Raw genomic sequence first — 19736 nt, forward strand, 5'->3', positions numbered from 1 at the left:
TCCCCGAGCAAAACGGAGAAAGCATGCGAAGAGCGAAGCTGTTCCTCTTCGTTCTCCTTTCGATCGGCGCCGGGTGCGGCGGCGGGTCCATCCCGCCGGTCACCGATCCGACGGCGCGGATCGAAAAGGCGGACGACTATTTGCGTCGAGGCAAGGAGCGGGAAGCCCTCGAGACCTATCGGATCATCGTGGGCGCCTACCCGGGAACGGAGTGGGAGGAGAGGGCGCGGCTCGGCATCGCCCGCTCCTATCGCTCGCAGGGGGATTATCCGGCGGCGGTCCTGGAGTATCAGGATTTTCAGAGGCGCCACCCCCGCTCCGAGTTCGTGGACGACGCCGCCTACGAAATCGGACTCTGCTACGCCGAGCAACGAAAGAAGCCGCAGCTGGACCAGGAGTGGAACGAGAAAGCGTTGGAGCAATTCAACTCCTTCCTGGCCCGTTTCCCGGACAGTGATCTCGCGGAACAGGCCCGGGAAAAGCGTCTCGAGGCGCGCACGCAGTTCGCGCGCAAGACGATCCAAAACGGCGTCACCTACCGTAAGCTCCGGCGCTTCACCGCGGCGCGTTTCTATTTTCAGATCGTTCTGGATGAGTACCCGGACACCCCGCTGGTCCCCGAGGCGATCTACGAGATCGCCCGGAGCCACGAGGGGCAGAAGGATTACGCCGCCGCCTCGGAGGCGTACCGAAAGCTGGCGGAGGAGTATCCCGGTTCGGATTGGGCGGAGAAGGGGGAAAAGCGGCTGAAGGAGATCGGGCGTCGCCTGGAGGAGGAAGCGGAGGAGGATTCGTGACGGGACGGACGGTCATCTTCGGGGGGACTTTCGACCCGATCCATATCGCCCACCTCGCCCTGGCGGAGGGAGCGGCGGATGAACTGGGCGCGGAGAGAGTTCTCTTCGTTCCCGCCGGAACGCCGCCGCACAAGGGGGGGGCGCGTCTCTCCGCCGCGAAGCAGAGGCTCCGCATGGTGGAGTTGGCGGTTCTCGGAAACGATCGATTCGCCGTCTCGCGGGTCGAGATCGACCGGGAGGGGCGATCCTACGCCGTCGACACGATCCGGCAGATCGCCCGGGAAGAAAACGGGGGGCGCCCGCTCTATCTGATCGGCGCGGACAGCTTGGCCGATCTGGGTTCCTGGCGGGAGCCGGATGCGATTCTCGAGGAAGCGGAGGTGGTCGTGGCGCCGCGCCCCGGTTTCGATCCGGAACGCGCCCCGGGCGACCGCCGCGGGAGGGTGCGCGTGCTCGCGACTCCTCGGCTCGATCTCTCCGCGACGGCGATCCGTGAAAAGGTTCGTCGCGGCGAATCGATACGCTATCTGGTCCCGGACGCGGTTCGCGATTACATTGAGCGGCACGGTCTTTACGTCGAGAGGAAGGAGCGGGGTGATGGCGCGGCGGGATGACGGGATCTATACCGAGATCATCGTGAACGTCAATCCGAACGAAACGCGCGTGGCGATTCTGGAGGACCACGAGTTGGTGGAGTTTCTCCCCGAGCGGGCCGAATCGGCGCGACAGGTGGGCGACGTGTACAAAGGGCGGGTCAACGCCGTGTTGCCCGGCATGCAGGCCGCCTTCATCGACATCGGCCACGAGAAGACCGCTTTCCTTCACGTCTCCGACATGGTCATGCCCGATCCCGAGAGCATGGAGGCGGAGGGGGGCGGCGTCGCCGAACGGCACGAATCGCGGACGCGCAAGGTTCCCCGGGACGTCTCCATCGAGGGACTCCTCAAGAAGGGGCAGGAGATCGTGGTCCAGGTGACCAAGGAACCGATCGGCACCAAGGGTCCGCGGGTCACCACGCAGATCAGCCTCGCGGGGCGGTACGTGGTTCTCATGCCCGGCATTCCCCAAATCGGTGTTTCCAGAAAGATCGAGGACGCGGAGGAGCGGGCGCGACTGAGGGGGTTGGTGCAGGAGCTCACGCCGGCGGGGATGGGCGTCATCGTTCGAACAGTGGGGGCGGGGAAGGACAAGCGCCAGTTCGCCGCGGACATCCGCTATCTGGCCAACGTGTGGAAGAAGGTTCGGAAGGCGGAGCAGAAGCTCCCCTGCCCGTCGGTCTTGCACAAGGAGTTGGGGCTCACCACCGGGCTTATTCGCGACCTGTTCAACGAGGAAGTGGATCGTCTGATCATCGATTCCAAGAAGGAATACCGGCAGATTCTGCAATACCTCGGTTCCACGGCGCCGGAACTCAAGGAGAGGGTGCACCTCTACCAGGAAGAGACGCCGATTTTCGACGCCTACGAGATCGAAAACGAGGTGGAGAAAACGCTTCTTTCCAAAATCTGGCTGAAGCAGGGAGGCTACATCATCCTGGAGCAGACCGAGGCGCTGGTCACCATCGACGTGAATACGGGGCGTTACATCGGCGAACGGGACCAGGAAGAGACGATATTCCGAACCAACATGGAAGCGGTGAAGGAGATCGCGAGGCAGCTTCGTCTCCGCGACGTGGGCGGCATCATCGTGATCGATTTTATTGATATGGAAAAGGAATCGAACCGGGAAAGGGTGGTCGAGACGCTCCGGGACGCCCTCCGGCGGGACCGTTCCCGGACGAAGGCTTTTCGGGTGAGCGAACTCGGCCTCGTGGAGATGACGCGCCAGAGGGTTCGCCCCAGCCTGTTGCACTATTTCAGCGCCCCGTGCCCGCACTGCGGCGGAACCGGAAAGCGGCTCTCTCTCCCCTCGCTGGCGATGAAGGTGGAGAGGACGCTTCGCCGCGTTTCCACCTATTGCCGGGAGAGGCATGTGCGGGTCCGTCTTCATCCGGACGTCGCGGTCGCGTTTCTGCAGGAGAACGCCGGTCGTCTCGAGGCGATCGAGAAGCGATTCCGGATCCGCGCGGAAATCGCGGACGACCCGTCGCTGGATCGGGAGGAGATCCGCGTGTTCGGGGTGAAGTCGGGGAAGGACCTGTCGGAACAGGTCACCTTCTGACCCGCGGGCCGAGGAGGAATCCTACTGCGGTTTCAATAAAAGGGCCGGTGAGGACGTCCTTCCTTCACCCGCTTCCTCATCGTAGCTTTGGCTACGACTCCGGGAGCGGGCTTGTCCAGGACGACCTCACCGGTCCTTCCTTGAGACCTCGCGACGGATTCTTCCTCGGCCCGCGGGTCAATGCAAGAGAGAGAGCAAGAGAGAGAACAAGAATAAGAGAGAGAAAGAGCCTGTCCACCGAATTCAAAAGAACGAATCAGTGTAAACCGCATAATAACAACAAGATAGGGTTTGTTTGCCCGTCGGCGGAGCGGTGCGATTGGGGGGAGGGAGAATGCCCGCGGGAACGATCGAGGGCTTGACAGGAAGGGACGCGGGTGATATAAATTTCAGGTTCATTTGGGTGCGGCCTGTGTCGCGGCTGCGAGCGCCGCACCGATCCCCATCGACACCCGAGAAGCTCGGACGGAGAGGAGTCGGAACGTGTACGCGATTGTGGAAACCGGGGGCTTCCAGTTTCGGGTCGAGCCGGGCGCCGAGATCGAAGTTCCGAAGCGCATCGAGGACGTGGGGGAGAAAGTAACACTCTCCCGGGTCCTTTATTGGGAAGACGAGGAAGGTTCCCGCCACGTGGGAACCCCGACGATCGAGAGCGTCCGCGCCGAGGCGGAAGTGGTCGGCCACGGACGGGGCGAGAAAGTCCTTGTGTATAAATTCAAGAGGCGTAAAAAATATCGCCGCTTGATCGGGTCCCGGAGCCATAACACCCGTCTTCGTATCTTGGCGATCGAGCGGGGCGGTTCCGAGGAGCCCGCCGAATAGAGATCCGGAAGAGGAGTACATCATGGCGCATAAAAAGGGAGTGGGAAGCTCCAGAAACGGCCGGGACAGTAATTCCCAGCGCCTCGGCGTGAAGCGTTTCGGCGGCCAGAGGGTCCATGCCGGCGAAATCCTCGTCCGGCAGCACGGCACCCGCATCTACCCGGGCCGGAACGTCGGTCTCGGAGGCGACTACACGCTTTTCGCCAAGGAGAGCGGCGTGGTTGAATACGTCCGTCAGGGCCGGGACCGGAAGGTGGTCCACATCGTCGTTTCCGAACCGAACGAGTAGGGGAGGGGATGACCGGATCGTCCGTCGGCCGATGCGAGGAAACGATCCCGAATACGGGGAGGGGATTTCTGTCCCCTCCTTTTCTTTTTAAGGGAAAAACATCATGAGCACCGAGCGCAGAGCCGTGGCGATCATACCGGCCCGGATCGGGTCCACGCGTCTTCCGCGGAAGCCGCTCCAAAAGATCGGCGGCCGGGAGGTGGTGCTCCGGGTTTGCGACCGCGCCGCCTCTTCCCGGTTGATCGACCGGGTCGTGGTCGCCACCGATGACGAGGAGATCCGCGCTCTCGTGGAAGGGGCGGGATACGATGCGCGGATGACGTCGCCGGACCATCCCACCGGGACCGATCGGGTGGCGGAAGCGGCGGCGCGCGTGGACGCCGAGGTGATCGCCAACATCCAGGGGGACGAGCCTTTCCTGCCGACGGAGGCGCTCGACCGGGCGGTCCGCCCGATGTTGGAGGATCCCGGAAAGCCGATGCACACGCTGGTGGTTCCCCTGGAGAAGGACGAGGAGTTCGCCGACCCGAACGTCGTCAAGGTGACGGTGGACCGGGAGGGCCGGGCCCTTTACTTCTCGCGGTCGCCGATTCCGCACCGTTGGCGCGGCGGCGGCGCGCCGGTCTGGAAACACGTGGGGGTTTACATCTTTCAGAGGGAAGCCCTTTTCCGTTTCGTCTCCCTCCCCCGGTCGCCTCTCGAAGAAGGGGAGGGGTTGGAGCAGCTCAGGGCGCTCGAGAACGGCATGGCGATCTATGTCGGTTTTCATCCCGACCCGTTTCACGGGATCGAAACCGAAGAGGATCTGCGGGCCGCCGGGGAACGGATCGCCCGCGAGGAGGGTCGGTCGCCGGACAGGACCGGAAGCGCCCGAGGGTCGGGATCGTAAGGCAATAGACGGGGAGACGTCGATCGATGGTCCGATACGTGTTCGTCACCGGAGGGGTGGTCTCCTCGTTGGGAAAGGGGATCGTCTCCGCTTCGCTCGGCATGCTTCTGAAGGCCCGCGGGATGCGGGTCACGCTTCTCAAGCTGGACCCGTACATCAACGTGGATCCGGGCACGATGAATCCCTTCCAGCACGGCGAGGTTTTCGTTACCGACGACGGGGCGGAGACGGACCTGGATCTCGGCCATTACGAGCGGTTCACAGGCGAGAGCCTGACCCGCGCCAACAACGCCACCACCGGGCAGATCTACGACCGGGTCATCTCCCGGGAGAGGCGCGGCGAGTACCTGGGCGTGACGGTCCAGGTGATCCCCCACATCACGGACGAGATCAAGCGCCGGATCGTGGGGCTCGGGCGAGACGCCGAGGCTCACGTGGTGATCACCGAGATCGGCGGCACCGTGGGCGACATCGAGAGCCTCCCCTTCCTCGAATCGATCCGGCAGCTCCGGCTCGAGCTCGGAAAGGAGAGGACCTGCTTTCTGCACGTGACCTTGCTCCCCTACCTGCCCATGTCCCAGGAGATGAAGACCAAGCCGACCCAGCACAGCGTCAAGGAGTTGCGCGGGATCGGAATCCAGCCGGATATCCTGGTCTGTCGAAGCGCCCACGGCCTGCCGGACGATCTGCGCGCGAAAATCGCCCTCTTCTGCAACGTCTCGGAGAGGAACGTGATGGTTTCTCGGGACGCATCCTCGATCTACGAGGTGCCGCTCATGCTCCACCGGGAGGGACTGGATCGGGTGATCGTGGAACAGTTCGGCCTCTCTCTGGGCGCGCCCGAACTCGAAGACTGGGAGAGGATGGTGGCGAAGATCCACTCGCCGGCCCGCACGATTCGGATCGCTATTTGCGGCAAGTACGTTCACCTGGTGGACGCCTATAAATCGATCCACGAAGCGCTCATCCACGCCGGCATCGCGAGCGGCGTGCGTGTCGAGAGTGTCCTCGTCGATTCGGAAAAACTGAGCGGCGCGGAGGAGCGGGCGCGCCTGGAGGAGGCGGACGGCATCCTGGTGCCCGGCGGTTTCGGCGCGCGCGGGATCGAGGGAAAGGTGGAAGCCGTCCGATACGCCCGCACCGCCGGTGTTCCCTATCTGGGCATATGTCTCGGCCTTCAGGTGGCGGTCATCGAATTCGCCCGCCACGTCTGCGGTCTCGCCGGAGCCACGAGCGGAGAGTTCGATCCGGAAGGAGAGAACCGCGTGATCGACCTGCTGCCGGAGCAGCGCACGGTGGATCGGATGGGCGCGACCATGCGGCTCGGCGCGAGCAAGGTGGCTCTCAGACCCGGCAGCCTCGCCGCCCGGCTCTACGGATCGGATCATACGTTCGAGCGTCACCGCCATCGGTACGAGGTGAACGACGACCACCGTCCTGCCCTCCGTTCCCACGGTCTCCAGGACAGCGGGATCTGCGACGGCCGGGACTTGGTGGAGATCGTGGAGATTCCGGACCATCCTTTCTTCGTGGCGAGCCAATTCCACCCCGAGTTCCGTTCCCGGCCCCTCGAGCCCCATCCGCTTTTCACGGGGTTCGTGGCCGCCGCGGCGCGGCGCGCGGCGGAGCGATCCGCCCCGCCGGAGGGAGGTAAAACGTGAAAGAACCCCGACGGGTCGACATCGCCGGGCGGGTGTTCGGCGAGCCGGGCTCCCTCTGCCTGATCGCCGGCCCCTGCGTGATCGAATCCAGCGACATCACCTTGCGCACCGCCGAAAGGATTCGGGATGTGGCGGAAAGGCTCGGCATGCCTTTCGTGTTCAAATCTTCCTATCGAAAGGACAACCGGTCGTCGGTGGAGCACTTCCCCGGGCCCGGCCTGGAGGAGGGGCTCGCGATCCTCGACCGCGTCAAGAGGGAGTTCGGCGTGCCGGTTCTCTCGGACGTTCACACCCCCGCCCAGGTGCCGGCGGCGGCGGATGTGCTGGATGTGATCCAGATCCCCGCCTACCTCTCCCAACAGACCGAACTGCTTCTCGCCGCCGCCCGAACGGGGAAGCCGATCAATCTGAAAAAAGCCCAATTCATCGCGCCGGAGGATCTGATCCACTCGGTGCGCAAGATCGAATCCGCAGGCAACCACGCGATCCTTCTGACCGAGCGGGGGACCTGCTTCGGCTACCGGCAGCTGGTGGTGGACATGCGATCCCTTTCGATTCTGCGGGGGCACGGCTACCCGGTCGTCTTCGACGTGACCCACTCGGTCCGTGTGTACGGGCGACCGAGCGCCGATCCGGCGGGGGGGACGCCGGAGCACATCCCCCTTCTCGCGAGGGCCGGCGTGGCGGCGGGCTGCGACGCCCTTTTCCTCGAGACCCATCCGGAGCCGCGAGAGGCTCTGTGCGACGCGGCCAGCATGCTCCCCTTGGACCGGCTCGAGCCGTTGCTCGCCGGGCTTCTCGGCATCCACCGGGCCCGTTTGGAGGCGGAGAAGCTTTGAGAGAGAAGGACGACCGGGAGCGGTTCTGTATCGAGAGGGCGCGGGCGGTCTGCCGGCGTGAGGCGGAGGCGATCCGGGAGGCGGAGGAGAGGATCGACGGCGCCTTCGCGCGAGCGGTGGAGATCCTGCATCGTGCCGTCGTGCGGCCCGAGGACCCGGAGGGGACGGGGCTCGGCAAGATCGTAGTGACCGGGCTCGGCAAATCCGGATTGGTGGCGCGGAAGATCGCCGCCACATTCAATTCCACCGGCGCCGCCGCCTACTACCTTCATCCCGTCGAGGCGATCCACGGCGACCTGGGGATGGTCCGTTCCGAAGACGTGGTGGTGGCGATCTCCCGTTCCGGCGGGAACGAGGAATTGCTCCGGCTCATCCCTTCGCTCCGCCTGTTGGGGGTTCCGATCATCCTGATCACGGCGAATCCGGATTCGGAGCTTGCCCGTTTCGCGACAGAAGTCCTGAGGATCGGCGACGGTCCGGAGGCGTGCAGCCTGAATCTGGCGCCGACGGCGAGCGTCGTGGCGAGCCTGGCCGTCGGGGACGCCCTGGCCGTCACGCTTTTCGACCTTAGAGGTCTAAAATGTGATGACTTCGCCCGATTTCATCCGGGCGGCGTGCTTGGAAGAAGGCTCCTCCTTCGCGTGGAGGACCTGATGCTCCACGGAGACGGCGTCCCCCTGGTGCGGGAAAACGCGGACATGCGCGCCGTGCTCATGGAGATCGTGGAGAAACGGGTCGGGGCGACGGGGGTGGTGGACGACGAGGGAACCCTGACCGGCATCATCACCGACGGCGATCTGAAACGGATCCTTCTCCGCCACGAGGAGACGGGAGGACTGCGGGCCCGGGACATGATGACCCGAAACCCGAAGACCATCGGTCCCGACTCACTCGTCGCGGAAGCCCTCAAGAAAATGACCGACGACCCGAAAAGTATTTTACCGTGCTTACTGGTTACGGATCAATCCGGTAGACCGATCGGGTTCTTGCATCACTACGCTTGTCTGCAGAGCGGCGTGACCGAGTAATTCCATTTGGCATAAGCCTTGCTTGACACGCGTCGCCCACCCCTTGTATCTTGATCGTGCGGGGAGAGGAACGAACCGAGAGGGATTCTTCCACGAGGCATACCGCAAGGAGGATGCGTTGGCGATCCGGACAAGAATCGCTTCCGAGGCGATCCGGACGGCCATGGGTTTGGGTCGGGCTTTGCCCCGTTCCGTGGCGCTCCGTCTATTCACAGTGGGCGGAGCGTTGTTTCAAATGGCGGAGAGGGGAGGGAGCGCGAGAACAAGAAGGAACCTCCGACTGGTCTATGGGGATGTAGAAGAGGCGGACCGGATCGCGGGTCGGGTTTACCGCGAACTGGGACGGAACGCGGTCGATCTGGCGCGGCTCGACCGGCGTGGAGATGAGGATCCCCGAGAGATCGTGGAGTTCGCGGGAATCGAACGGGTCGACGAGGCGCTCCGCTTGGGGCGAGGCGTGATCGGCGTAACAGCCCACCTGGGGAACTGGGAACTCCTCTCCGCCTGCCTCGGCAGAAGAGGGATTCCTCTTACCGTGTTGGCGAGTTCCCTCTTCGACCCGCGCCTGGACAAGCGGCTGGTGCGGCTCCGGGAGCGGCACGGTGTTCACTCCCTGTTCCGTTCCGACCCGGGATGGGCGAGGGAGGCGATGCGCGTTCTCTATCGGGGGGAGATGATCGGCCTCCTGATGGACCTCCGCTCCGGAAGCGGCGGAGTGGAAACCCGTTTTCTCGGCAGGCCGGCGCTCACCGTCGCCGGGCCTGTGCGGCTCGCCGCCGCCTCCGGAGCGACTGTGCTCCCCATGGCGTGCTGGCGCGTGAACGGGGACCGTTATCGGATCGAAGTGGACCGCCCCCTCGTTTTTCCGCGAAGGCGGCCGGTGGGGACGGAACTGGCGGAGTGGACCGAAGGCTGCTCCCGCGCACTGGAGGCTTACATCCTCCGGGCGCCGGCGCAGTGGGTGTGGATGCACGACCGATGGGGAATGGAAAACGCCTGATCGCGATCGTCCTCGCGTTGCTCCTTTCGACGCTCCGTTGCGGCGGCGGCGAGGAGGAGACGGTCGGTGAGACCGGGACGGCGCCTCTGCCCTCGCAGGAAACCAAGGTCCGCAAGTGGGTCGAGTACCGGCTCGGACGGATGGCCTGGACCTTTCGCGGCGACACGATCCGATATTACGAAGAGCCGGAGAGGGTAGAAGCGGACGGCGTCATCGTCGACTTTTATGACGAAGAGGAGCGGTACGCTTCCACTCTCACCGCGGACTGGGGCACCATCGACCGGCGGACGAGCGACATGGAGTCGCGCGGTTCGGTGGTGATCGTGAACAAGGACGGCGTTCGTTTGGAGACGGACTGGGTTCGTTGGGAGAACAAGAAAGAGCGGATCTACACGGACGCTTTCGTGACTATTTTTCGGGGGAACCAGAGGATCACGGGTTACGGAATGGAGACCGATCCCGGGCTGGAGCATACGGAGATCCGGCGGGACGTGATCGCCCGGACGGTCGAGGAGGAGGATGGGTAGCAGATCCGAAGAGAGGGGCCGGCGCTGGGAAACGCTCCGGACCGACAACCTGGTGAAGGCGTATCGCGGCCGTGAGGTGGTGCGCGGTGTTTCCATCGAGGTGCGCCGCGGCGAGGTGGTGGGCCTGTTGGGGCCCAACGGGGCGGGCAAAACCACCACCTTCTATATGATCGTCGGGATGATTCGGCCGAAGCGAGGCCACATCTTCTTGGATAACAAGGAGATAGGTGATCTCCCCATGTATCGCCGCGCCCGGCTCGGCATCGGATACCTCCCCCAGGAGTCGTCCATTTTCCGTAAGCTCACTGTGGAGCAGAACCTGCACGCCATACTGGAAACGCTCCCTCTAAACCGACAGGAACGGCATCGCCGGGCCGATCAGTTGATGGAGGAGCTGGGGATACGGAATCTCGCCCGGTCGAGAGCGTACACGCTCTCCGGAGGGGAGAGAAGGCGCGCCGAGATCAGCAGGGCGCTGACCACCGAGCCCTCCTTCCTCTTGCTGGATGAGCCCTTCGCCGGGATCGATCCGATCGCGGTACAGGACATCCAGGAGATCATCGCCGGGCTGCGCGATCGAGGTTTGGGCGTGCTCATCACGGACCACAATGTTCGTGAAACGCTGTCGATCACGAATCGCGCCTACATCATGTATGAAGGACAGGTGCTCCTGTCGGGGAGCGCCCACGATTTGGCGGAGAGCCGCGAGGCCCGGGAGATTTATCTGGGCGAGCGGTTCCGTTTGTAGCGGGAGACGGACCCAATGGAAATGAAGGCGGGACTCCAGCTCCGGATGCTGCAGACGCAGAAGCTCGTCATGACGCCGCAGCTGCAACAGGCGCTCAAGCTCCTGCAGATGCCGTCGCTGGAACTCCAGCAGATCCTCAAAATGGAACTGATGATGAATCCGGTTCTGGAAGAGGTGGACGAGCTGGAGGAGACTCCCGAGGAGCGCCTCGCCGCCGAGGAGAAGGAAAAGGAGAAGGAGGAGAAGCCCGACGAGGACCGCGAGGCGGAGGCGGGCGACGAGAGCCGCGAGGAAATCGACTGGGACGAGTACTTTCACTCTCCACAGGAGTACGGCAATTACCGGCAGAACGAGGAACCCCTCTCCGACGATCACTACGAGCGAGTCCCCTCCACCACGGTTCATCTATCGGAGCACATGCTCTCCCAGCTCCGGATCGTCGCCGAGGACGAGGAGATCGTGCGGATCGGCGAATTCCTGATCGGGAGTCTCGACGACCGCGGTTACCTGACCCTCTCGGTGGAGGAGGCGGCGGAGAGCGTCGGCGCGTCCGTGGAGGAGGTCGAGAAGGCGCTCCGCCTTCTGCAGACCTTCGATCCCTCCGGCGTAGGAGCGCGGGACCTCCGGGAATGCCTTCTGATCCAGCTCGACCAGGACGGCAGGCGGGACACGCGGGTCTGGCGGATCGTGCACGATCACTTCGACGATCTGGTGCAGAACCGTTACATGGATCTGGCGAAGAAGCTCAAGACGACGCCCAAGGAGATCCAGGCGGCGGCGGCGGAGATCGGCCGGTTGAACCCGCGGCCCGGCATGCTCTACAGCGCGGAAGACCCGCGCTACATCGCCCCCGACCTCGTGGTGGACCGGGTGGACGAAGAGTACGTGGTCTATCTGAATGACCACAACGTTCCCCGGCTCCGGGTCTCCCGCGCCTACGAGAGCATGCTTTCCGACGGCGGCCGATCCGACAACGAGACGCGGGACTACATTCGCAGCAAGCTGAACGCCGCCAACCAATTGATCAACACGATCGAGAGAAGGCGAAGGACGATGGTGAAGGTGATGAACGCCATCGTGGAGAACCAGCGGGATTTCTTCGACCATGGGATCCGGCATCTGCGTCCCCTCACGCTCCAACAGGTGGCGGAGCAGATCGGCATGCACGAGTCCACCGTGAGCCGGGTCACCTCGGGCAAGTACGTCCAAACCCCGCGCGGCGTATTCGAACTGAAGTTCTTCTTCTCCTCCGGCATTCGCTCCGACTCCGGCGAGGACGTATCCGCCAAACGGGTCAAGGATCGGGTGCGGGAAATGGTCGAGAAGGAAGAGAAGAAGAAACCGCTGAGCGACCAGAAGATCGTGGATATCTTGAAAAAGGAGGGGCTCATCATCGCGCGCCGGACCGTGGCGAAATACCGCGAACAGATGGGCATCCTTTCCGCCCGTTATCGCAAGGAGTTTTGATCCAATCGTCGCCCGGAAAGGAGAGGACGGATGCGGATCCTGATCACGGCACGCCATTTCGATCTGACAGAGGGCCTGCGGGAGCACACCGAGGAGCGTTTGGAGAAGCTGAGCAAATACGGGGTGCAGATCCTCGAATCCCACGTCGTGCTGTCGGTGGAGAAGTATCGCCACATCGCCGAGATCTCTTTGAACGGGAGAGGGTTCACCTTGAACGGAAAGACCGAGTCGGACGACATGTATACCTCGGTGGACATGGTCATCCAGAAGCTCGAGGTGCAACTCAGGCGGCAGAAGGACAAGGTCCGAAGCCGGAAGGGGATGGAGCGCGATCCCTTCGCCAGGGTGGACGTGGTTCGTCCCGGTGAGTCGGAGGACGGAGAGGCGCTGGAGGTGCTTCAGTCCGGCGAGGTGACCCCGGACGCCCTGTCTGTGGAGGAGGCGATACGGCTCCTCAAGGAGAGCGGAGAAGATTACATGCTCATCACCGATCCGACGACGGAACGGGTCACGGTGGTGCTCCGCCGGAACGACGGCAATTTCGGCGTCGTGGAAGTCTGAGGGATCCGGAAGGGATGGGCGGCGCCGTGATGCCGCGCCGGCGATCGGCCGGTGCGACCGGCGTTGCCGGGAAAGGGAACCGGTGCGAGGCATCTCCGTAGCCGAGTTGTTCGAAAGAACGAAGGACGAGTTTCAGTTCGAAGTGCTCACCGAGAGCGTCGAATCGGCCCGTCCGATCACGGTGAGCGACATCCACCGGCCCGCCTTCGTTTTGGCCGGGTTCATCAAGAATTTCCTCGCCGAGAGGATCCAGATCCTAGGCGAAACGGAGATGCTCTACCTGGAGAGCCTGGAGGAGAGGGAACGGCTGGAGGCGATCGACCGGCTTTTCCAACACAACATCCCCTGCGTGATCGTGGCGAAGGGGCTCCGGTTCCCCGAGTACCTGACCAAGCGGGGAAACAAGGGGGGCGTGCCCGTACTCCGGACGCCGCTCTCCACCACCCCTTTCATCCATCAGCTCACGCAGTACCTGGACGAGGCCTTCGCCCCCCGGACGCACATCCACGGGAGCCTGATGGACGTCTACGGCGTCGGCCTGCTGATCACCGGACCCAGCGGGATCGGCAAGAGCGAGTGCGCGCTCGATCTGGTCGAGCGGGGACACCGCCTGGTGGCGGACGACCTGGTGATCGCCGTGCGGCGGCGGAAGGAGCTTCGGGGCGAGGCGAGCGAACCCCTCCGGAACCATATGGAGATCCGCGGCGTGGGAATCATCGACGTGCGCCGCATGTTCGGGGTGCGCGCCATCACCCGGGACAAGAGGATCAGCGTCGAGGTGCGCCTGCGAAAGTGGGGCGCCGACGTGGAGTACGACCGGCTCGGCCTCGAGGAGAGGATGACCACTATTTTGGGGCTCAAGATCCCCGTGGTCACCGTCCCGATCCTTCCGGGAAAGAACATCTCGGTGATCGTGGAAGTGGTGGCGATGAACCATCTGCTCCGGCTGCACGGGCTCCGGCCGGCGGAGCAGCTGGACCGGAAGATCATCGGCAGAATGCGGGGCGACAGCAGCGAGTGGAAGCCGCCGGAGACGATTGGTTAAGGCCGCCGCCCGGCCGGGGACGCGAGCATGATCGAAGAGACACTTGCGATACGCAACAAGCTCGGCATCCACCTCCGCCCGGCGGAGAAGATCGCCCAGACGGCGAACGCCTTCGCCTCCGGCGTGTCCCTCCGGAACGGGTCGTGCCAGGTGAACGGTAAGAGCATTCTCGGCATGCTCGCCTTGGAGGCGGGCTTCGGCTGCCGGGTGCACGTGATCGTCGAGGGACCGGACGAGGGGGAGGCGATGGCGGCGATCCGCGCCCTCATCGAGGGTGGTTTCGGCGAGGAGATGGGGGACCCGGAGGCGTGATGAGCGGCTCGAGGGAGAAACGGGAGGAGCGAGGGGAGGTCCTGCTCCGCGGCGTTTCCGTCTCCTCCGGCGTGGCGGTGGGGGAGGTCTTCATCATGGGGGAGGAAGAGCCCCCCGTCGAGGACCGGGAGATCGCCCCCGAGGAGATCCCCGCCGAGGAAGAACGTTTCCGCCGCGCCCTCGATCGAACCCGCGACGAGATCCGCAAGATCCGCACCCGCTACCGCTCCGTGATCGGCGAGGAGCTGGTGCGGATCTTCGACGCCCAGCTCATGATCCTCCAGGACGAGACCATGCTCGAGGGGACGTTCCGCCGGATCCGGGAGGAACGCCGGAACGCCTCCGCCGCCTTTCAAGCGATCCTCTCCGAGGCGATCGTCAACCTCTCCCGGATCGAGAACGAGTATCTCCGGGACCGGGTGGAGGATCTGAAGGACGTCCGCCGGCGGGTGCTGCACAATCTCGCCGGCCGCGGGAGCCGCTCCATCGCCCATATCCAGAAGGGCGTGATCGTGGTCGCCGAGGACCTCACCCCTTCCCAGACCGTTCAACTCCCGCGCAGCAAGGTGAAAGGGATGGCCACTCTCGGAGGCGGCCGCACGTCGCACACCGCGATTATGGCGCGCTCGCTGCAGATCCCCGCGGTGGTCGGCGTGGAGGGTCTCCTGCGGGAAGTGAGAAACAAGGAGAGGGTCATCGTCGACGCCAGCGAGGGAATCGTGGTGGTTCGGCCCGGGCCGGAGCGTCTGAAACAGGCGCTGAGCCGGCAGCGCCGCTACAGGGAGATCTCCCGGGAGCGACTCCGGCTTCGCGATCTTCCCTCGGTGACGCGGGACGGCGTCACCATCGATCTTTTCGCGAACGTGGACGTGCCCGAGGAGGTTCCCCTGGCGGTGGAGCACCGCGCCAAGGGGATCGGCCTCTTCCGCACCGAGTTCCTCTATCTGCGGGACGCCGACATGGCCCGCGAGGAAGTGCAGACCAGCATCTACCGGAAGATCCTGCGGCGTCTCTCGCCGGGGGAGGTGGTGCTCCGCACGCTCGACGTGGGGGGGGACAAGGTGTTCGATCCGCTCGGCGGCGTTCTCGAGCAGAACCCGATGCTCGGCTGGAGAGGGATCCGGGTCTCTTTGGAGCTGAAGGACCTTTTCCGTTCCCAGATCCGCGCGTTGCTCCGCGCCTCCAAGACCGGGAACCTCTCCATCCTCCTTCCGATGATCTCCACACTCGAGGAGGTACGGGAGGCGAAGCGCATCATCGCCGAAACCGGCGAAGAATTACGGATCGAGGGACACGACGTCACCGGTCCCTATCGACTCGGCGTGATGATCGAAACCCCCGCGGCGGTCCATCTGGCCCCCCACCTCGCCAAGGAAGCGGATTTCTTCAGCATCGGAACCAACGACCTGATCCAGTACGGCCTTGCGGTGGACCGGGACAACATCAAAGTGGCTTATCTCTTCGATCCCTTCCATCCCGCCATTTCGGCGATGGTCCGCCGCGTGATCGACGTGGGGCGCGAGGCGGGGATTCCCGTCTCGATCTGCGGCGAGATGGCCGGAGAGCCCCTCGGCGCGGTTCTGCTGGTCGGGCTCGGGGCTCGTATCCTTTCGGTTCATCCCTATCTCATCCCGGACCTGAAGAGAATCTTCTGTCTTCTCGACACGAAGGAGGCGAAAGAACTCGCCGATCGCGTGATCGACCTTCCCTCCGCCGCCGAGGCGCGGGAAGCGGTCGAAAGTTACGTACACGAACTGGAGCTGCGATCCCAGGAGACGACCCGATGCGAGGGTGGATGAAACTCCGCGACCGGCTCGACCGGGAGGGGATGTACGAGCGGATTCGCGATCTGCCGGACCAGATCGGCGACGCGCTCCGCGCCTTTCCGGACGGCGCCGTGCCGGAGGGACCCTTTCGGAACGCGGCGATTCTGGGCATGGGCGGCTCCGCCATCGGCGGCGAAATCGTTCGGGCCGCGGCCGGAAACGCCGCGGCGGTGCCGATCCAATCGATACGAGGGTACGCGGCGCCGGGTTGGTGCGGCCCGGGGACTCTCGCGGTCGCCGTCAGCTACTCGGGAAACACCGAGGAGACACTCTCCGCGGCGGCGGAGGCGGCGGACCGGGGAGCCGCGATCGCGGTGGTTTCCTCCGGCGGCGCGCTCGCCGAATACGCGGAGCGGCGCGGTTTCTTCCGCGTCGACGTGCCCGGGGGTTTCCCCCCGCGGGCGGCGATCGGCTGGCTGACCGTCGCTCCTCTGCTCCTTCTGGAGAAGGCGGGCATCCTCACCGGCGGCGCCCGTTCGATGGATGGAGCCCGCCGCGCGTTGGAGAAGCTCCGTCCGGGCTATGCCGGCGACGAAGGGGCGGAGCGCTGCGAGCCCGCCCGTTTGGCCGAGTCGCTTCTCGGAACCTTCCCGGTGATCTACCACGCGGCCGGCGAAACGGAGCCGGCGGCGATCCGCTGGTGCGGCCAGTTCGCGGAAAACGCCAAGACCTTTTCCCATCGCGCCTCCTTTCCGGAGCTGAACCACAACGAGATCGTCGGCTGGTCCCGCCCGGAAGAGCTCTTTTCGCTGACCAGCCTGATCCTCTTTCGTGGAGACGGCGATCCCCCGCGGGTGAGGGAGGGGATGGAAGCGGCGGTTGAAATGATCCGGGGACGGGCGGCCCGTTTTCTTCCGGTGCGAATGTCCGGAGCGGACGCATTGGAGAGGATCTTCCGCGCAGTCTATTTGGGGGATTTCGTCAGTTATTATCTGGCGCTCGCCGGCGGGGTGGACCCGACGCCGGTGGAGCGCATCGTAGCTTTAAAGGCGAAGTTATCCGGCAACGGGGGGCTTTCCCGATCCGCCGGTGAGGGGGGGGAGCGTTAGCCATGAAGGCGATCATTCCGGTGGCCGGCGAGGGGCGGGGCTTGAAGCCGCACACCCAATCGACTCCGAAGGCGCTTCTCAACGTGGCCGGGAAACCGATTCTGGGACACATTCTCGACGAGCTGGTCGAGGTGGGCGTGGACCACGTGGTGTTGATCGTCGGCCACCTACAGGAACGGATACGGCGGTATGTGGAGCGGCACTACTCGATCCGTTTCGAGTTCGTGGAACAGACGGAGAGGAAAGGGGTGGGGCACGCGGTCTATCTCGCCCGGGAGAGAATGGACCCGGACGAACCGGTATTGGTCGTTCTGGGGGACACGATCTTCAAGGCGGACTTCGAATCCGTCATCGGCGGGCCGACGAGCGCCATCGGCGTCCGCGCCGTGGAGGACCCTTCCCGCTTCGGCGTGGTGGTGGTGAAGGATCACACCGTGACCCGATTCGTCGAGAAGCCGGACCTGCCCGTTTCCAACTTGGCCATCGTGGGGATCTACTATTTTCACCGCTCCGCGGTCCTCTTCGATTCGCTTCAGGAGGTGATCGAAGAGGGGGAAACGACGCTGGGCGAATACCACATCACCGACGCGCTGGAGCGCATGCTCGGTCACGGCGAGAGGGTTCGAGCGGTGACCGTGAACGGGTGGTTCGACTGCGGAGAGCCGGAGAGTCTGCTCGAGACGAACCGGTTCCTCCTCGATGAAAGCGCGAAACCGGTGGATGTGACCGGGTCGATCGTGATTCCGCCGGTGTTCATCGCGCACACCGCGGAGGTGACCCGCAGCGTGATCGGACCCTACGCCACCCTCGGCGACGGCGCCCGGGTGACCGATTCGATCGTCCGCGACTCGATCGTCAACGACCACGCCGTGGTGGAGAACTTCCTCCTCGACCACTCCCTCCTCGGAGAGGGCGCGGTGGTGCGCGGCACCTTCCAGCGTCTGAACGTGGGCGACTCGTCGGAGGTCGATTTCCACTGATCCGCCCGGAAGCCGGTGCGGACCGCGGGAGACGGAGCGCGCTCTTTCTGCTATCCTAACCGCGAAAGAAACAAACCGGCGCCGGCCGCGGCGGATCACCGCCGGGACCCGGCGTCCCGATCATCGGCGCGTCGCGACTGCCGGCGCGCGACTTCGGAGGAACGCACATGGCAACCGACACCGGTCTCGGATACAAGGTCAAGGATCTCGGTCTCGCCGAGTCGGGCCGTAAGAAGCTCGATTGGGCGGAGTCGCGGATGCCGGTATTGATGGAGCTGCGGCGTCGTTTCGCGGAAACCCGCCCCTTCGAGGGGACGCGCATCGCCGGCTGTCTCCACGTGACGAAGGAAACGGCGGTGCTGGTCCGCACGCTCGTCGCCGCCGGCGCGGAGGTGGCTTGGTCCGGATGCAACCCTCTCTCCACGCAGGACGACGTGGCGGCGGCCCTCGCCGACGAGGGGATCCCCATCTTCGCCTGGCACGGCATGAACGTGGACGAGTTTTACTGGGCCATCGAAAAGACCCTCGAACTGAAACCGACCCTGACGCTCGACGATGGCGCGGATCTCATCTTCACGCTTCACAGCAGGCATAAGGAGATGCTCCCCGACATGTGGGGAGGGACCGAGGAGACGACCACCGGCGTGAAGCGACTCCGCGCGATGGCCGCCGACGGAGTTCTCGGCTACCCGGTGGTGGCGGTGAACGACGCCGAGACCAAATGGGACTTCGACAACGTTTATGGCACCGGCCAGTCCTCCCTGGACGGCATCTTGCGCGCCACGTCGGTCTTGCTGGCGGGGAAGAATTTCGTCGTCGCGGGCTACGGCCGTTGCGGCCGCGGCTGCGCCACACGCGCCCGGGGGCTGGGCGCCAAGGTGATCGTCACCGAGATCAATCCGATCCGCGCCCTCCAGGCGACCCTCGAGGGTTTCCGGGTGATGCGGATGGATGAAGCGGCGAAGGTGGGAGACGTGTTCATCACCGCGACGGGTATGAAGGACGTGATCGTGGGCCGTCACTTCGCCTCCATGCAGGACGGCGCCGTGGTGTGCAACACCGGCCACTACGACTGCGAGATCAAGATCGACGAACTGGAGGAACTCGCCGAGTCGAAGCGGGAAATCCGGACGAACAACGAGGAGTATCGCCTCGCCGACGGCCGGCGGATCTACCTTCTCGCCAAGGGGCGACTGGTCAACCTCGCCGCCGCGGAGGGGCACCCCTCCGAGGTGATGGACATGAGCTTCGCCAACCAGTTCCTCGCCATGAAGTACCTGATCGACCGCCGGGGCACTCTGGAGAATCGTGTCTATGCGGTTCCGATGGAGCAGGACGCGGAAATCGCCGCCCTCAAGCTGGAAACACTCGCGTTGGAGGTGGACCGTCTCACCGAGGAGCAGCTGAAATACGGAGAGGACTACTCCGAAGGGACGTAGGATTTCACGCGGCGGAAAAAAGAGAGGCGCCCTCCTCACGGGAGGGCGCCTTTTTAAATATCGGACTCTCTTTTCACGTGCGGGGAAGGTGAAAAGTATCCGGTACAGATACGATTCGCAATCGGCATCGGTATCCAAAGCCAAATCCAAATCGAAATCGTTTTCTCCCTCTCCCGCTTGCGGGAGAGGGTGGGGGTGAGGGTGCCTTTCCTTCCCCCGCCGGTCTCCCTTCGGGGCACGGTCCGGATGCTCTGCATCCTCCCTCTTCTCGCTCGCCGACCCACCTCCGCCCGCCCC

20 protein-coding genes are annotated in these 19736 nt (G+C 64.4%); all 20 read left to right on the top strand.

Annotated features, from left to right (window positions below; genetic code table 11):
- The first annotated feature begins 23 nt into the window (after positions 1–23).
- The 20 genes from bamD to ahcY all read left to right on the top strand — a co-directional run bounded on the left by bamD (position 24) and on the right by ahcY (position 19439).
- Entirely contained in the window at positions 24–797 is a 774-nt protein-coding gene (gene bamD, locus JW958_08840; protein ID MBN1826359.1) for an outer membrane protein assembly factor BamD, read from the top strand.
- On the top strand, positions 794–1411 hold the full coding sequence (locus JW958_08845; GenBank protein ID MBN1826360.1) for a nicotinate-nucleotide adenylyltransferase: 618 nt from the start codon (positions 794–796) through the stop codon (positions 1409–1411). The genes bamD and JW958_08845 overlap by 4 nt, the downstream gene beginning before the upstream one ends.
- The gene (locus JW958_08850) at positions 1395–2957 is read left to right on the top strand and encodes an Rne/Rng family ribonuclease (GenBank protein ID MBN1826361.1); all 1563 of its coding nucleotides are present in this window, start codon (positions 1395–1397) and stop codon (positions 2955–2957) included. Before JW958_08845 ends, JW958_08850 begins: the two co-directional genes overlap by 17 nt.
- A gap of 483 nt (positions 2958–3440) precedes the next feature.
- A complete protein-coding gene (gene rplU, locus JW958_08855) occupies positions 3441–3779 on the top strand; it encodes a 50S ribosomal protein L21 (GenBank protein MBN1826362.1) in 339 nt (112 codons plus the stop codon).
- Positions 3780–3801: 22 nt separating this feature from the next.
- Positions 3802–4068 carry a 50S ribosomal protein L27 gene (gene rpmA, locus JW958_08860; GenBank protein ID MBN1826363.1) on the top strand — a complete coding sequence of 89 codons (267 nt, stop codon included), beginning with the start codon at positions 3802–3804 and terminating at the stop codon, positions 4066–4068.
- Between the two features lie 103 nt (positions 4069–4171).
- The gene (gene kdsB, locus JW958_08865; GenBank protein ID MBN1826364.1) at positions 4172–4957 is read left to right on the top strand and encodes a 3-deoxy-manno-octulosonate cytidylyltransferase; all 786 of its coding nucleotides are present in this window, start codon (positions 4172–4174) and stop codon (positions 4955–4957) included.
- A gap of 26 nt (positions 4958–4983) precedes the next feature.
- The gene (locus JW958_08870; GenBank protein ID MBN1826365.1) at positions 4984–6618 is read left to right on the top strand and encodes a CTP synthase; all 1635 of its coding nucleotides are present in this window, start codon (positions 4984–4986) and stop codon (positions 6616–6618) included.
- A gap of 20 nt (positions 6619–6638) precedes the next feature.
- A complete protein-coding gene (kdsA, locus tag JW958_08875) occupies positions 6639–7457 on the top strand; it encodes a 3-deoxy-8-phosphooctulonate synthase (GenBank protein ID MBN1826366.1) in 819 nt (272 codons plus the stop codon).
- A 29-nt stretch (positions 7458–7486) separates the two neighbouring features.
- Positions 7487–8485 (top strand): KpsF/GutQ family sugar-phosphate isomerase, encoded by a 999-nt coding sequence (locus tag JW958_08880; protein ID MBN1826367.1) that lies wholly within the window; start codon positions 7487–7489, stop codon positions 8483–8485.
- Between the two features lie 118 nt (positions 8486–8603).
- Positions 8604–9485, top strand: coding sequence for a lysophospholipid acyltransferase family protein (locus JW958_08885; GenBank protein MBN1826368.1), 882 nt, complete (start codon positions 8604–8606; stop codon positions 9483–9485).
- Positions 9464–10012, top strand: a complete 549-nt coding sequence (gene lptC, locus JW958_08890) for an LPS export ABC transporter periplasmic protein LptC (GenBank protein MBN1826369.1) — start codon at positions 9464–9466, stop codon at positions 10010–10012. Before JW958_08885 ends, lptC begins: the two co-directional genes overlap by 22 nt.
- Positions 10005–10760: an LPS export ABC transporter ATP-binding protein gene (lptB, locus tag JW958_08895; GenBank protein MBN1826370.1), complete on the top strand. Its 756-nt coding sequence runs from the start codon at positions 10005–10007 to the stop codon at positions 10758–10760. Before lptC ends, lptB begins: the two co-directional genes overlap by 8 nt.
- 15 nt (positions 10761–10775) lie before the next feature.
- The gene (rpoN, locus tag JW958_08900) at positions 10776–12227 is read left to right on the top strand and encodes an RNA polymerase factor sigma-54 (protein ID MBN1826371.1); all 1452 of its coding nucleotides are present in this window, start codon (positions 10776–10778) and stop codon (positions 12225–12227) included.
- A 30-nt stretch (positions 12228–12257) separates the two neighbouring features.
- The gene (raiA, locus tag JW958_08905) at positions 12258–12788 is read left to right on the top strand and encodes a ribosome-associated translation inhibitor RaiA (GenBank protein ID MBN1826372.1); all 531 of its coding nucleotides are present in this window, start codon (positions 12258–12260) and stop codon (positions 12786–12788) included.
- Between the two features lie 82 nt (positions 12789–12870).
- Entirely contained in the window at positions 12871–13833 is a 963-nt protein-coding gene (gene hprK / locus JW958_08910) for an HPr(Ser) kinase/phosphatase (protein ID MBN1826373.1), read from the top strand.
- A 27-nt stretch (positions 13834–13860) separates the two neighbouring features.
- Positions 13861–14145, top strand: a complete 285-nt coding sequence (locus tag JW958_08915) for an HPr family phosphocarrier protein (protein ID MBN1826374.1) — start codon at positions 13861–13863, stop codon at positions 14143–14145.
- Positions 14145–15944, top strand: a complete 1800-nt coding sequence (ptsP, locus tag JW958_08920) for a phosphoenolpyruvate--protein phosphotransferase (GenBank protein MBN1826375.1) — start codon at positions 14145–14147, stop codon at positions 15942–15944. Before JW958_08915 ends, ptsP begins: the two co-directional genes overlap by 1 nt.
- A complete protein-coding gene (locus JW958_08925; protein MBN1826376.1) occupies positions 15929–17020 on the top strand; it encodes a bifunctional phosphoglucose/phosphomannose isomerase in 1092 nt (363 codons plus the stop codon). The genes ptsP and JW958_08925 overlap by 16 nt, the downstream gene beginning before the upstream one ends.
- A 2-nt stretch (positions 17021–17022) precedes the next feature.
- Complete coding sequence (locus JW958_08930) at positions 17023–18000, top strand: NTP transferase domain-containing protein (GenBank protein ID MBN1826377.1); 978 nt, start codon at positions 17023–17025, stop codon at positions 17998–18000.
- A 167-nt stretch (positions 18001–18167) separates the two neighbouring features.
- The gene (gene ahcY / locus JW958_08935) at positions 18168–19439 is read left to right on the top strand and encodes an adenosylhomocysteinase (protein ID MBN1826378.1); all 1272 of its coding nucleotides are present in this window, start codon (positions 18168–18170) and stop codon (positions 19437–19439) included.
- Positions 19440–19736 lie beyond the last annotated feature (297 nt).

This window comes from Candidatus Eisenbacteria bacterium (assembly GCA_016930695.1).
GTDB lineage: Bacteria > Orphanbacterota > Orphanbacteria > Orphanbacterales > Orphanbacteraceae > JAFGGD01.